15 protein-coding genes and 2 tRNA genes are annotated in these 13,769 nt (G+C 61.9%); 13 read left to right on the forward strand and 4 right to left on the reverse strand.

Annotation, left to right across the window (positions count from 1 at the left end; translation table 11 throughout):
• Positions 1-57: 57 nt before the first annotated feature.
• The 6 genes from plsX to JQ632_RS26775 all read left to right on the forward strand — a co-directional run bounded on the left by plsX (position 58) and on the right by JQ632_RS26775 (position 3,644).
• Positions 58-1,119 (forward strand): phosphate acyltransferase PlsX, encoded by a 1,062-nt coding sequence (plsX, locus tag JQ632_RS26750; protein ID WP_212405634.1) that lies wholly within the window; start codon positions 58-60, stop codon positions 1,117-1,119.
• Positions 1,116-2,096, forward strand: a complete 981-nt coding sequence (locus JQ632_RS26755) for a beta-ketoacyl-ACP synthase III (protein WP_212405635.1) — start codon at positions 1,116-1,118, stop codon at positions 2,094-2,096. Before plsX ends, JQ632_RS26755 begins: the two co-directional genes overlap by 4 nt.
• A gap of 133 nt (positions 2,097-2,229) precedes the next feature.
• Positions 2,230-2,568 carry an integration host factor subunit alpha gene (locus tag JQ632_RS26760; RefSeq protein ID WP_212405636.1) on the forward strand — a complete coding sequence of 113 codons (339 nt, stop codon included), beginning with the start codon at positions 2,230-2,232 and terminating at the stop codon, positions 2,566-2,568.
• A 24-nt stretch (positions 2,569-2,592) separates the two neighbouring features.
• Positions 2,593-3,165 (forward strand): MerR family transcriptional regulator, encoded by a 573-nt coding sequence (locus JQ632_RS26765; RefSeq protein ID WP_212405637.1) that lies wholly within the window; start codon positions 2,593-2,595, stop codon positions 3,163-3,165.
• A 93-nt stretch (positions 3,166-3,258) separates the two neighbouring features.
• Positions 3,259-3,336: transfer RNA gene (locus JQ632_RS26770), tRNA-Pro, on the forward strand.
• A 238-nt stretch (positions 3,337-3,574) separates the two neighbouring features.
• Positions 3,575-3,644, forward strand: a tRNA-Pro gene (locus JQ632_RS26775).
• A gap of 58 nt (positions 3,645-3,702) precedes the next feature.
• Here JQ632_RS26775 and JQ632_RS26780 read toward each other — a convergent pair.
• Entirely contained in the window at positions 3,703-4,122 is a 420-nt protein-coding gene (locus tag JQ632_RS26780; RefSeq protein ID WP_212405638.1) for a hypothetical protein, read from the reverse strand.
• 1,303 nt (positions 4,123-5,425) lie between these two features.
• Between JQ632_RS26780 and JQ632_RS26785 the strand changes: the two genes are divergently transcribed.
• Positions 5,426-5,614: a hypothetical protein gene (locus JQ632_RS26785; RefSeq protein WP_212405639.1), complete on the forward strand. Its 189-nt coding sequence runs from the start codon at positions 5,426-5,428 to the stop codon at positions 5,612-5,614.
• A 196-nt stretch (positions 5,615-5,810) separates the two neighbouring features.
• On the opposite strand, the gene JQ632_RS26790 is transcribed toward JQ632_RS26785, so the two are convergent.
• The gene (locus tag JQ632_RS26790) at positions 5,811-6,431 is read right to left on the reverse strand and encodes a TetR/AcrR family transcriptional regulator (RefSeq protein ID WP_212405640.1); all 621 of its coding nucleotides are present in this window, start codon (positions 6,429-6,431) and stop codon (positions 5,811-5,813) included.
• A 122-nt stretch (positions 6,432-6,553) separates the two neighbouring features.
• Between JQ632_RS26790 and JQ632_RS26795 the strand changes: the two genes are divergently transcribed.
• Positions 6,554-7,528 (forward strand): alpha/beta fold hydrolase, encoded by a 975-nt coding sequence (locus JQ632_RS26795; protein WP_212405641.1) that lies wholly within the window; start codon positions 6,554-6,556, stop codon positions 7,526-7,528.
• 115 nt (positions 7,529-7,643) lie between these two features.
• On the opposite strand, the gene JQ632_RS26800 is transcribed toward JQ632_RS26795, so the two are convergent.
• Positions 7,644-7,883 carry a hypothetical protein gene (locus JQ632_RS26800; RefSeq protein WP_212405642.1) on the reverse strand — a complete coding sequence of 80 codons (240 nt, stop codon included), beginning with the start codon at positions 7,881-7,883 and terminating at the stop codon, positions 7,644-7,646.
• Positions 7,884-8,214: 331 nt separating this feature from the next.
• Here JQ632_RS26800 and JQ632_RS26805 point away from each other — a divergent pair, with 331 nt between their 5' ends.
• The 4 genes from JQ632_RS26805 (at position 8,215) to JQ632_RS26820 (ending at position 12,498) form a co-directional block, all read left to right on the forward strand.
• Positions 8,215-9,123, forward strand: a complete 909-nt coding sequence (locus tag JQ632_RS26805) for a dihydrodipicolinate synthase family protein (protein ID WP_212405643.1) — start codon at positions 8,215-8,217, stop codon at positions 9,121-9,123.
• Positions 9,124-9,280: 157 nt separating this feature from the next.
• A complete protein-coding gene (locus tag JQ632_RS26810) occupies positions 9,281-9,817 on the forward strand; it encodes a hypothetical protein (protein WP_212405644.1) in 537 nt (178 codons plus the stop codon).
• Between the two features lie 181 nt (positions 9,818-9,998).
• Entirely contained in the window at positions 9,999-10,967 is a 969-nt protein-coding gene (locus JQ632_RS26815) for an SDR family oxidoreductase (protein WP_212405645.1), read from the forward strand.
• A gap of 415 nt (positions 10,968-11,382) precedes the next feature.
• Complete coding sequence (locus JQ632_RS26820; protein ID WP_212405646.1) at positions 11,383-12,498, forward strand: dienelactone hydrolase; 1,116 nt, start codon at positions 11,383-11,385, stop codon at positions 12,496-12,498.
• 29 nt (positions 12,499-12,527) lie between these two features.
• Here the strand turns inward: JQ632_RS26820 and JQ632_RS26825 are convergent, their stop codons facing one another.
• Positions 12,528-13,055 carry a MarR family winged helix-turn-helix transcriptional regulator gene (locus JQ632_RS26825; protein ID WP_212405647.1) on the reverse strand — a complete coding sequence of 176 codons (528 nt, stop codon included), beginning with the start codon at positions 13,053-13,055 and terminating at the stop codon, positions 12,528-12,530.
• Positions 13,056-13,418: 363 nt separating this feature from the next.
• Between JQ632_RS26825 and JQ632_RS26830 the strand changes: the two genes are divergently transcribed.
• Positions 13,419-13,769 (forward strand): porin (locus tag JQ632_RS26830; protein WP_212405648.1); only part of this gene is annotated, 351 nt, incomplete at its 3' end.

Raw genomic sequence — 13,769 nt, forward strand, 5'->3', positions numbered from 1 at the left:
TCATTTTCGCGGTCCCGCTAGCTCCAGACCGCACGAGACCAGGTTTCCGGGACTTTGATGCCTCAGAAGGTAAGAATCGCGCTTGACGCCATGGGAGGCGATGTCGGCGCCCCCGTCGTCATTCCCGGCGCCGCCATCTCGCTCGCCCGGCATCGCGATACCGAATTTTTGCTGGTCGGGGACCGCGCCAAGATCGAGCCCGAGCTCGACAAGCATCCCAAGCTGAAGGCGGCCTCAAGAATCATCCATACAGACGTCGCCGTGAGCATGGAGGACAAGCCGAGCCAGGCGCTCCGCCGCGGCCGCAAGACCTCGTCGATGTGGCTCGCGATCGACGCCGTCAAGAAGGGCGAGGCTGACGTCGCTGTCTCCGCCGGCAATACCGGCGCGCTGATGGCGATGTCGCGCTTCCACCTGCGCACGCTGAAGGGCATCGACCGCCCGGCGATCGCAGCGGTGTGGCCGACGACGCGCGGGGACTCCGTCGTGCTCGATCTGGGCGCGACCATCGGCGGCGATGCGCAGCACCTCGTGGCGCTCTCGGTGATGGGCGCTGCGATGGCGAGCGTGCTGTTCGACAAGCCGCGCCCGACGGTTGGGCTGCTCAACATCGGGACCGAGGAGATCAAGGGGCACGAGGAAATCCGCGAGGCCGGCGAAAAGCTGCGCGCGATGAACCTGCCGCAGCTCGACTATGTCGGCTTCGTCGAGGGCGACGGCATCGGCAAGGGGCTGGCCGACGTGATCGTCACCGAGGGTTTCAGCGGCAATATCGCGCTGAAGGCCGCCGAGGGAACCGCCCGGCAGATGGCGGGGTTACTTCGCAACGAGATGCAGCGGAGCTGGCTGTCCAAGCTCGGCTACCTGTTCGCGCGTGGCGCTTTCCAAGCCCTGCGCGACAAGATGGACCCCAACAAGTCCAATGGCGGCGTGTTCCTTGGGCTGAACGGGGTCGTGGTGAAGAGCCATGGCGGAATCAGCGCCGAAGGCTTTGCCTATGCGATCGATGTTGGCTATGAGATGGTCCACTACGATCTCCTGAACAAGATCAATCAGATGCTCAATCGCGACGGGGGTGCGCTCAGTTCCGTGCCAACCGCGCAGGAGGCTGTTTCGTGACTCAAATTCGTTCGGTCGTGCTGGGCTGCGGCGCCTATCTGCCGGGGCAGGTCGTGACCAATGCGCAACTCGCAGAGCGCATCGACACGTCCGACGAGTGGATCGTGCAGCGCACCGGCATCCGCGAGCGGCACATCGCGGCTGATGGCGAGTTCACCTCGCATCTCGCGATCAAGGCGGCGCAGGAAGCCCTCACCAATGCCGGCATCGACGCGCAATCGATCGAGCTGATCGTGCTGGCGACTTCGACGCCGGACAACACCTTCCCGGCGACCGCGGTCGCCGTGCAGCACGGGCTCGGCATTACCCATGGCGCGGCGTTCGATCTCCAGGCGGTGTGCTCCGGCTTCGTGTTTGCGCTCGCGACCGCCGACAATTTCCTGCGCACAGGCGCCTACAAGCGCGCGCTGGTGATCGGCGCGGAGACGTTCTCGCGCATCCTCGACTGGAACGATCGCGGCACCTGCGTGCTGTTCGGCGACGGCGCCGGCGCGATCGTCCTGGAAGCCCAGGAGCAGTCCGGCAAGGCGGCGACCGACCGCGGCGTGCTGACCACGCATTTGCGCTCCGACGGCCGGCACAAGGCCAAGCTGTTCGTCGACGGCGGTCCGTCCTCGACCCAGACCGTCGGCCATCTGCGCATGGAGGGCCGCGAGGTCTTCAAGCACGCGGTCGGCATGATCACCGACGTGATCGTCGACGCCTTCGAGGCCACCGGCCTCAATGCCGAAAGCATCGACTGGTTCGTGCCACACCAGGCCAACAAGCGAATCATCGACGCGTCCGCGCACAAGCTTCATATCGCACCGCAGAAGGTGGTGCTGACGGTCGACCGCCACGGCAACACCTCGGCGGCCTCGATTCCGCTGGCGCTGTCGGTGGCGCTGAAGGACGGCCGCATCAAGCGCGGTGACCTCGTGCTGCTGGAAGCGATGGGCGGCGGCTTCACCTGGGGCTCAGCGCTCGTGCGCTGGTAGAGCGTCCGCGACAATTTTGCTCGCATTGCGAGTTATTTGGATGCTCCTGCATTGATGAGCGCTGTTGACCATCGTCTCGTAACCTCATAATTTTAGACAACAATTGTTCGCCGCGAGTTTTGGGGCCAAGGCGATGACCGAGACTAGTAAAACCGTAACGCGTGTCGATCTCTGCGAAGCCGTCTATCAAAAGGTCGGCCTGTCGCGCACCGAGTCGTCTGCGTTCGTGGAACTCGTGCTGAAGGAAATCACCGACTGCCTCGAGCGGGGCGAGACGGTGAAATTGTCGTCATTCGGTTCCTTTATGGTACGCAAGAAAGGCCAGCGTATCGGCCGCAATCCGAAGACCGGCACCGAGGTGCCGATCTCGCCGCGCCGTGTGATGGTGTTCAAGCCGTCGGCCATCCTCAAGCAGCGGATCAACGGCCAGCACAGGGCCAACGGCGACGGCAACGAGCAACCGGAGGCGTAATCGCCCTCCAGGAGGAGCCGGCTTTTGGACAAGTCGCCGGACGCATTCCGCACCATCAGTGAGGTCGCGCAGGACCTCGACATCCCGCAGCACGTGCTGCGCTTCTGGGAAACGCGGTTTTCCCAGATCAAGCCCATGAAACGCAGCGGCGGCCGCCGCTACTACCGCCCTGATGACGTAGACCTCCTGAAGGGCATCCGCCGGCTGCTCTACAGCGAGGGCTACACCATCCGCGGCGTGCAGCGGATCCTGAAGGAGCACGGCATCAAGTCCGTCCAGGGGCTGGCCGATTCGTCAGCCGCCGTCTCCTTCGGCGCGATCGAGGACGCGATCGGACGGAGCCTGGTCGAGGATGGCGAAGAGATCGAAGCCCCGCGCGGCCGCGACACCGACGACGACGATTACCAGGGTGAAGAGGAGGAAGGTATCGACTTCCGCTTCGCCGAGATCGACGACGAGGAGGTGCTCACCACCTTCCGCAAGGGCCCGAGCGAGCGCTCAGGCCCGGGTCCGGCCGACCGGGAGCGGCTGGAGCGAGTGCTGGCCGACCTCGTGGCCTGCCGCGAAATGCTCGACCACGCCATGAAGGACGGCTGACCGTCCCGGAAGCTGCAATAGGGTTGTTCCCGGACCAAACGACTAGTCCTGCGCCTTGCGCAACGGCCTGATCGCGGCTAAGGGAACGGCATTCGGAGCGTGGCGCAGCCCGGTTAGCGCACTAGTCTGGGAGACTAGGGGTCGGAGGTTCAAATCCTCTCGCTCCGACCAAAATTCAAAGCAAAGTCAAACTCGATTTCGGGCGGTCAGTTGCCGGCGGACCGCCCGGTCGCGGTCGGCTGACAACAACGTCGAAAACAACCCCATGCACAGTAGCCGGCGAGGGCGGGGCGACGCCTTGCGAATTTTCCGAAATTCTGCTTGACGCGTCGGGCAAATCGGGGGTAGTATGTCATCATCGCAGGTTGTGGTTTGAACTCTCACGATGCCCATCCAGACAGGCGCAAATGGAGCGGCGCAGCCGGTCAGCGCACTCGTCTGGGAGGCTAGGGGTTGGAGGTTCAAATCCTCTCGCTCCGACCATTTTCGAGAGACGGACTTCGCCGTTGGCAGTGGCCTAGAGCGGGTCAGCAGAACCTAATTTTCGAGGTCGACATACTGCCGAAGCCGGAAGACGATTTCGGGCAAAGCCCGCCGCAGGCGTGTCGCGTCTTGGGAAGTGGTCGAGAATGGTGCGAACCTGATCATGGCGTTCCAAGGTCGGCTTCCGTAAACGGTGATCGAGACCCCGGCTTTCGGAAAGCCATCAACTTTGCGAAGCTCACCAAGGACGAGGTCGGCGATCGCCACAGCGGGCAGTCGCGCTCGTTTTTCATCGGTGTCGCCGGCGGACAAGGAAGCGACTGGCTTCGCAGGTGGCGCTGCCGCGGTCACGGGCTCCTCTTGGAGTGTTGGCGGCATCTCCGGCGCCGGGGGCGCGGTGGCGGGCGACGTGGGCGGAGCAAAAATGCTGCTGATCAGCGCCGCAAGGCCTGCTTCTTTCGCATCATCGCTCATCGCTCTCTCGCAATTGGGCCCAGCCTAACAGCTCCCGGAAAGGACGCCATCATGCCCTGGAGCAGGGCGGTTCCTGTGTTCGCGATCGAACATTCAGGCGTGCAAAGTTTCGCTAAGCTCGTCCTCAGCGAGCTACCTGATTCACGAAGGGGCGTCGAAGGTGTTGGGCGGTCTGGTGATGCGCTGGCGTATGCGCAATTTTTTGTTGATTTGTCCCTCTTGCAAAAGTGCCGCTTCCGCGATCCGCGGGCGCTACATGCTCGGCCAGGAGCGATTGACGTGCAATCGCTGCGGAGCAACTGACTCTTTGACTTTCTGGCGTTTCGAAGGGATAGCTCACCGCGCGTGCGCGATGAGCAGTCGGAAGGATTCTTGCGTTCATGGCTAGTTAGAACAGTGTTTTTTTTGGGGGGATTAGCAAATGACAAATTGTGTGATCGTTCGGGCCTATGGAAGGCAATTGGATCAGTTGCGCGGAGAGGCATCCCGCATTTCGCGGGCAAACGAAGTCGACTGGTGGATCGAGCGCGGAGTCCAAGGCACACGATTTTGCTTTGAGGGCGCTGAGGCGAAGAGGGCGTTCGTCTCGATCTGCGAAAACGTCGGTGTTTCGCATATTGATGGCGCCCCGCCAGCGTGAACAGGCGATTGTTCTCCCGGATGACCAGCATCCGATAGCCGTCGTGCTTTACCTCGTGGATCCAGTCCGGGCTCGATGAGACCTGCTTGCCGGTGGGTTGCCAGGCAGAGCTCGTAATACGCATCGGCCGGAAGGTAGTTCTTTGCTGCGCAATCTACGAATCGGGAACAACATCGTTCAGAGCAAGAAAATAAATCTGTTAAATAGATACAATTTAAATGACAATTAAATGGTGTTATTGCTAGGCTGGAACCGCCTGGCGATCGACCCACGCTTTGGCCTCGAAACGGCTCCGGCGTCTTTTTCCAGCCCCAAGCCCCAGAGATGTCGGGGCCCTTTCTTGTTGGATTATTTGGGGAGTACCTGACTTTTGTGAGAATCGTTGACGCGTTGCGTCAGGTCGCATGACATGCACTCGTCTGAGTTGCGCTTTTTGTGTTTTCACGTATCGACGCGCCATTTGACCTAGGTATTTTAGTAGAGGCGTATCATGAGTAATATCGCGCCGGTATTTTGCGCCGGCACCTCGATGCGCTCGTTTCTGAGCTTTCCGAACTGGAGAATCTTCGAGACCGCGTGCTCAAGGCGGAGCAAAGAAGGCTTGGGAGGGCGCGCACGCGGTCAACACGGACGATCAGGACACCGCTGGGGAACAGTCTTGCCATGGCCCCGCGTCCAAACGGCGAAGGCGAGCTGGTGCTGGCTCATTGCGTCCACGATGGAGGCCTGCGTGGTCGCGACGCGCTTGGCGAGGCTGCTGGGGTTCAGGTCCAGGACCGCATCGAGCGCCAGGAGAGAGATCGCGAGGAGCGCAACCGTCCCGGCGACAGCAATTCTTTTCCAATCAGCTGAGTGCATCAATTAACTTTCTAAGGTATTTCAGCGCGCTTGTAGGGATAGGTGGGGCGTTTGTGCCTGGTTCAACCCCTCGCGCAGGCTCACGCACGCGTTCGTGAAGTGCGACGGATCTGTGACGGGGGGCGCTGGTTACGCGTCAATCAGGTGATTGTCCAGCGTCGAGTCCTCGAACAATGAATTGCGGAGCGCGCTATTTCAAAAACCCCACCACCATCCGCGTCGTCTCGTCGATCAGCGTCTTCACCATCTTCTCCGACAGCATCTCGGCCTGGTTCAGCACCGTGTTGTGCGCGATCGCTTCGATGGTGCTGACGCAGACGAAGGCGGCCAGTCCAAGGTCGATCTTGCGGAGCTCGGCCCTGCGGCTTTCGAGATAGCTGCGGACGAGGGCGTGGACCTCGCGGTTGGAGGCTTCGACATCGAGCTTGCCGGCGCGCGGGATCTGCTCGTCGAGCACCCGGTGCAGTCTGGGATTGATGTGATGGGACTCGATGGCCACGGTCACGAGCCGGCGCACCGCCGGTTCGACCGGCATGTCAGCGACCTCGACGAAGGCCCCGCGGACGAAGCCCATGATCTCTTCGTTGTGACGATCGATCACGGCGGCGACGAGCGCTTCCTTGCTCGGAAAATACTGGTAGAGCGAGCCGACGCTGACGCCGGCGACCTCGGCGATGCGGTTGGTGCTGGCCTTCTCAAAACCTTCCCGGACCAGAATGCGAGCGGTCGCCTCGACGAGGGCGTCGACGGTCGCGCGCGAGCGCGCCTGCGAGGCATTTTTCCGGGGTTTTGTCGGCGGCTTTCGCGCCATGGCTTCCGCTTTCGAATGCGAGTAGAAAAAGCGAGTTATCGCTCGCATTATATCGGACAGTCGCGGCGCCTCGGCAAGCCCCCTTCGTCGCGACGTCAATGTCGAGCAATGGGATTGAGACCATGAGCGTTGCAAAGATCGTATCGTCCTTGCAGTTCTGCCCAAGTGCCCGCTTGCTCGGGGTACCGGCGCCCCGCGATCCGGCGCCGAGCTTGCAGAGCCGCTGCTTCAACGCACTGCTGCGGCGGCTGCCGTTCAAGACACAGCTTGCCTCGGCCGAGGCGGTGCAGGCGCATGTGCAAAAGCTCGCCTTGCAGCCGGCTTCGTTTGAGCCGCCGAACCTTGGCCGCGGCGTCGAGGTGACGCTGACCAAGATGGGGGGATGGCCGGTCTATTACACCGCGCCGTCGTCGGGCTATGAGGGCTGCAACTACGTGATGTTCCTGCACGGCGGCGGCTTCATCAACGAGATCGTGCCGGCGCATTGGCGCTTCGTCGGTCAGATGACGCGCAAGGCGCGCGTCGTTTGCGTCGTGCCGATCTATCCGCTTGCGCCCAGGGCTACCGCGAAAGACGTCGTGCCGGCGACGGCCGAACTGTTGCGCATGCTGCTGGAGGACGCCGGGTCCGCAAGAGTAACTGTTGTCGGCAACTCGGCCGGTGCGGGCCTCGCGTTGGCTGCCTGCCAGTGGCTGCGCGATCGCGGGCATCGGCAACCGAACCTGTTAGTGCTGATCTCGCCCGCGGCCGATGCATCGGTCAGCCGCCCGGAGCAGGTGGCGATCGCGGCGCGCGACCCGATCCAGGACATTCCGGGGATCATCGAGGCGGGGCGTCTCTATGCCGGCGAGCTCGATGTCGGCCATCCCTTCGTCAGTCCCCTGAACGGAGCCTTCCGTTCACTCGCGCCGATGCTCATCTTCGCAGGGACCCGCGATCTGCTGTACCCTGACAGCGTCGATCTGGCCGCGCGGGCGAGGGCGGTGGGCGTGCCGGTCGAGCTCCATCTGCGGCGCGACCAGCCGCACAATTACGCGCTGATGCCGACACCGGAAGGGCGAGTGGCGCGCAAGATCATTTTGCGTGCGGTTGCTTAGGGGGAAAGCGTGATCGTTGTCACAGAGCGCGGCCTTAATGGGAACCGGCGCTGCAGCCCAAGCGGAGGGGAGGGGGCGCCTCCGGGGCGTTTCCTCGATAGCTCAGCCTTGCGGATTAGGCGTGGCTTTTAACCTCGTAATGGCCCGGCACACATTTGTAGCGTTCGATGCGCCAGTTGGTGCGATAGATCGGGTGTTCGCCCATCCATTTCGCCAGCGGCGCCTGAGCCCCGATCGCGCATTGCATCAGCGACATCTCGGGCGACATGTTGCTGTCGGTCACGATCTCCTCGACACAACTGCCGGTAGCAGCTCCGCTGAGTCGGCATAGTACGGCAACGACGGTCACAAACATTCTATTCACCTCTTCGGCTGTTTCTCACCACCACGAGGATGCAAGGGGGATGCCACGGCATGGTCGAACGCCACGCGACCACCGCAGATTTGACCTGCTTCCCGGCCCCAATTGACGAATCGAATTGTAAGAAATTCCCCGTTCGCAGCGGAGCCGGACAACTACGGGCGTACTGCTACGGCCCTGCCATGCCGGCCTCTCAGGGCAGCCGCGCCAAGGCGCCGCTTTGATGCGAGGCGCGCTGTCGATAGGCTCCACAGCCGCGGACATTCGCCGACAGAGCGAGGCCGCCAAGGGTTGGCATGGGTTTCGGGAAACGCGAGGGAAGAACATGACAGTGCGTCCGACCGGCGTGATACCGCCGATGACGACGCCGTTCGCTCAGGACGGCGAGATCGATTACAAACTCGTTGCGCTCCAGGTCGAGTGGATGATCGGCGCCGGCGCGCATGGCGTCGCGGCCGGCGGCTCGACAGGCGAGGGCCACACGCTCGATCACGAGGAATATCGCGACCTCTTGGCTGCGACCGTCGACGCCGTGAAGGGCCGCATTCCCGTGATCGCCGGCATCATCGTGGATTCGACGCGCGACGCGATCCGCCGCGGCAAGCTCGTGCGCGACATGAACGTTGCCGCACTCCAGGTGACGCCGGTGCATTATCTGTTCAAGCCGGACGAGGAGGCGATGGTCTCCCATTTCCGCGCCATGGCCGACGAGACCGGCATGCCGATCATCATCTACAACGTCGTGCCGTGGTCCTATCTCTCGCCGGCGCTGCTCACGCGCATCATGACCGAGGTGCCGCTGGTCGTCGGCGTCAAGCAGAGCGCCGGCGATCTGAAACTGTTCGCCGACCTCATGATGATGGCGCCGGACAAGCTGATCTACAGCGCGGTGGATGCGCTGATGTATCCCTCCTACACGCTCGGCGCCCACGGTTCGATCGCCGCGATCCTGACCGCGGCCCCGCACGCCTCCGTCGAGTTGTGGGACGCGGTGAAGGCAAACGACCATCCGCGCGCGCTCGACCTGCACAAGAAGCTGCTGACCTTGTGGAACGCCATCATCGCCGACAATCTGCCGGCCTGCACGCGCTATGCGCAAACGCTTCAGGGCTTGCCGAAGACGTATCCGCGCGCCCCGATGCCGGCAGCCTCAAGCGCGCAGCAGGCGGCGATTTGCACAGCGCTCGAGGGCCTGGGCGTGGCAGGTGCAAAGCATTTCCAGGCGGCGGAATAAGCCAGTCGCCGCCATCGTGGTCAGACCGGGACGGTTAACGTCCCGGCGCGGGCCGTGCCCAAGTCGCGTGCCCAAGTTGATCATCCGGCCGCCGACCGAACCTGTCTGCACGTTCGCGCCACTTATTCCACGAGATGGCAAGCGGACGGCGACACCGATGAACGACGAGCGGACAATATCCGGCCAGACGACGATGATTTGGCAAGATCAGGCACGAAGCGTGGTCCGGCCGATCGTCCGCGTCATGATCATGTTCTCGGTGGGAATGAGCGCGGCGCTCTTTCTGGTCTGGGCGACGTCCTGCTCGGACGATGACTGGCTGTTGCTGCGCCGCGAGCCGCTCGCCGCGCTCGTGCTGGCGGCGTGCGATGCCTGGCCCTTCTTCGCGGGGTGCTTCGTCCTGGTGCTGGTGATGCTGGTCGGCTGGTACGCCCGGGGGTTCTCTCGCGTTCCCGAGGCTAACAGGCGTATCCATTACGAGGCGACCAGGCATGGCCTCACCACGCGCGATGCCGCCAATTTCGCGCTCACCGTGCCGTGGACCAGCGTGGTGCGCGTGTACAATAGCGACCATACGATGCAGATGGTGCTTGTCGCCGGAGCATCGCGCCTCGTGTTCTGGCGCGCCTTCGCGGCCGAGGACCGTGCGCAGGTCCTGAACTGGGCGAGGCAAGTGAAGGAGACGGAGCCCTAAAGCGCGATGAACAGGCTGAATCATCATCGCGCTTTAGTTCCTTGTTTGAGCACGATCCTTTCGGAAAACCGCTTCACACTTTTCCGGATCATGCTTTAGAGTTCGCGTGCGGCCCCGTGCATTGCCCGTGATGGCCAACAACGAACAACAGACCAACAACAAGGGGAGGGGCGAAAATCCCATGAAGGATTTTTCTGGAAAAACCGCGGTCATTACCGGCGGCGGCACGGGGATGGGGCGGGAGCTGGCGCGCCAGCTCGTCGCCGAGGGCTGCAACGTCGCGATGTGCGACGTCTCGGAAGCGGCGATGGCCGAGACCAAGCGGCTGTGTGAGATCGAGAAACCGAAGGGCCTGCGCGTCACGACGCACGTCGCCGACGTCGCGATCGAGGATCATCTCAAGCGCTTCCGCGACGAGCTCGCCGAGCAGCAGGCGACCGACAAGATCCATCTGCTGTTCAACAATGCCGGCATCGGCGGGGGCGGCAGCCTGTTCACCAACACGCGCGAGCAGTGGGAGCGCACCTTCAACATCTGCTGGGGCGGCGTCTATCTCGGCGTGCGCACCTTCCTGCCGATGCTGGCCAAGGCGGACGAGGCCCACATTGTCAACACCGCCAGCGTCAACGGGTTCTGGGCCTCGATCGGCATGGGGCAGGCGCACACCGCCTACAGCGCGGCAAAATTCGCGGTGAAGGGATTTTCCGAGGCGCTGATCAACGATCTCCGTCTGCATGTGCCGCACGTCAAATGCTCGGTCGTGATGCCCGGCCATATCGGCACATCGATCGTGTCGAACTCGCGCAAGGTGCAATCCGGCGACGGCTCGGACCGTCTCAATGCCGACGAGATCGCGCTGACCCGCAAGCGCATGGTCACAGCCGGCGTGCCCGATGCCGACAAGATGACCGATGACGACGTGCAGGCCGCCTTCGCCGAGCGCGCCCGCAGCTTCCTGGAGGACGCGCCGACCACGGCCGCCCAGGCCGCAAAGATCATCCTCGACGGCGTGAAGGCCGAGCGCTGGCGCATTCTGGTCGGCGAGGACGCCAGACGTCTCGACGAGCGCGTGCGCCAAAAGCCCGAGCAGGCCTATGAGCGCGAATTCTACGAGAGCTTTGCGCAGGAGGTCGGCTGGCGGCTCGGGTGAGGCGAGGCGTTCGCCTGCACATCCTCGTTGCCCGTCCTGGTGAACATCCAGGACACATAATCCCACGGCTTTGCCGTGATCCCGCGGCTTGGTGCGTCTCCCGGCCTGGACTGGGACGACAAGGTGGTCTTCTGTAAAGCAGAATTATACAAACTGGAATATTTCTAGACAGAAACGCTTGCCGAATTCTTGGGCGAGCCGTGGTCCGTAGTCGTACGGGCTATCTATCATTCGTTTGGTGAAAGAGTTTGTGGAGCGCCGTCGTTGTCGTGGTCCGCCGGTTCGATCGTGGCCCATTCGGGAGATCTCCTGTCCCGATGGCACCGCGTGAGGCGAGTACTCCCGAATTGCTCGTCTCGAAAAGACCCAATAAGATGGGTTATTAAGTTATCTGACTAAGTAATGGAAACGGCAGTTGAACGCTCGCAAAGATCTTCCTGACACGCTGGAAGAGTGGATTTTGGGGCCTGATCGCGAAGAATGGTCCGCCGAGTTGATCAAGCTGCTTGCTGCAGCCCAGGAGGGCGGCTCAACCGTTGCGGAATGTCTGCTGGCTATCGGACGGATCAGAAAGGGCGATGACCTTTCCTGGTGCACTGAATGGAAAAACCTGGCGGAAGCAAGCCGCGAACGGGGCGACGCGGCGCTCGCTGCTGGCCATGAAGTGACGGCGCGGCGCAACTGGCTTCGCGCCATCAATTACTACAATGCTGCCCTGCTTCCCATGGATTCCGCTGATGAGAGGCGATCGGCTTCGATCTTGGCAATGCAGAATTGCGCCCATCGCTTTCTTCAGTACAGCAGCCCCGCGGGTGAAGTCGTCGTGCTTCCCTGGGAGGGTGGCCATTCCCTACAGGGTTATTTTCTGCCCGCGCGGTCGTCGCACGAGAGGCTGCCGACCGTGATTAGCATCGGTGAACCCGGACATCGCAAAGAGGAGTTTCTTTTCAAGCTCGCTCCCCACGCTCGTGAGCGGGGATTGTCAATGCTGGCGGTGGATCTTCTGGGTGCCAATGGCGAAGATTTTCCGGACGAGGCCGTCGGGCGTCCGAATGCCGAGACGTCGATCTCATGCGTCATGGACTACCTGGCCTTGCGCACCGATGTCGACTTTGACCGAGTGGCCATTCTCGCAGATGGATGGGGTTCGTCATTCGTGGCACGCGCAGTGGCCAACGAGCCGCGGCTGGCCGCTGCCGTTTGCGACGGCGGGCTATGGGACCTTCATGAACGGGCTTTCTTGAGTGAACGCGCGGTGTCGCGGCATGCGGATTTCATCCCAGCGATGGGAGCAGGCCGGATCGCGCGCAACATCGACTGTCCGGTGCTTGTCACCTTGGGTGCGGACGGTTGGCTCAAAGCGGATCGCGCGTCCGATATGATTCGCCAATTGAGGACCTGGCGAATGGATGTCACGCTGAAGGTGTTCACGGCGGAGGAAACGGCAGCGGCGCAGGGACACGCGGACAATCCGAGCCTTGCGAACGAATTTATCTTCGACTGGCTTGTTTCTCGTCTGGCGCGTGACTGAAGGGCTCCGACTAGTCATATGTCCGCGACTCAAAAATCGACCGCGACCTTCAAGCGAGCCTTTTCGAGACGATTCTTCAGCGCAGCAAGCTTGTCGGTGAGTTCCACCAACTCGTGCTCGCCAAATTCCGCGAACACGAATTCGTCGATCGCCTCGTGTTGCGCGGCCAGGATGGCCAGATGTTTGTGTGTCTTGTCCGTCAGTGACAACCGAACCACGCGGGCATCTGTGGGCGAGGGCTTGCGGCGCAGAAAACCCTTCTTCTCCAGTAACTTCGATTGCGTCGTGACGAACGATGCGTCGACGTGGAGCATTTTTGAGACCGCGTTGACGGGGATGCCGTCGTCCTTGTCCAGATCCGAGATCGCCATCAGGATCATCCATTGCGGGCCGCTGATCCCGATCGCCCTGGCCCAGAACTGACGAAGTTCCTCAAGGTAGACGCTGATCGACGCGATCTCCCAAGTGAAACGCTTGATGAGGTCGTGATTCTTGTAGGTCCGGCCACGGGCCGAGCCGGCTTCGCTTCCCGATCTTATTCTTTTTGCGAGTGCCATGAGGACTATTCTCGACGTAACTCTAGGGCGATGCAAGCCTAGAATGCACCTATCTATGTTATTGGCATAGCACACATTATCTGCTCAGCCATTCCGGTTGCCAACCGGACACATGTGTTGCGTCTGGGACACAGGGCTTACGCAATCAGATAGATGAGTAGATAAACTATTTTGATTAAGAAAGTGACGCATGCATATTGATCCCGACGGCGGGGGGTTCTCCATCGTCCCGTTGCAGGTGGTTCGCTTAAGTCCCTCGCGTTCATGCGGGTGTGTCCGAAGGCGCGAAGCGGCTGAGCGGTTTTGATGATGCGGGGGGTCTGGGGAATAGCGATCCCCCCAAGCGCAACTTGGAGGTTAAACATGAAGTTCAAGAGCCTTTTGCTCGGTTCAGCTGCGGTTCTGATCGCCGCTGGCGGAGCGCAAGCAGCCGATCTCCCCGTGAAGGCCAAGGCGGTCGAATACGTGAAGATCTGCTCCCTGTACGGTGCCGGATTCTACTACATGCCGGGCACTGACACTTGCATCAAGTTCGGCGGCTATCTGCGTGCCGACAACTGGTACCAGGGCGGCGACTACGGTTTCCGGCAAGGCGCGAACCAGGGTTCGAATAACCGTCTGACGAACTACTGGGGCGCCCGCGCTCGTATGGACTTCACCGTCGATACGCGCACCGCGACCGAGTACGGCGTCCTCCGTACCTACGCGGACATG

The sequence above is a fragment of the Bradyrhizobium liaoningense genome (assembly GCF_018130955.1).
GTDB lineage: Bacteria > Pseudomonadota > Alphaproteobacteria > Rhizobiales > Xanthobacteraceae > Bradyrhizobium > Bradyrhizobium liaoningense_C.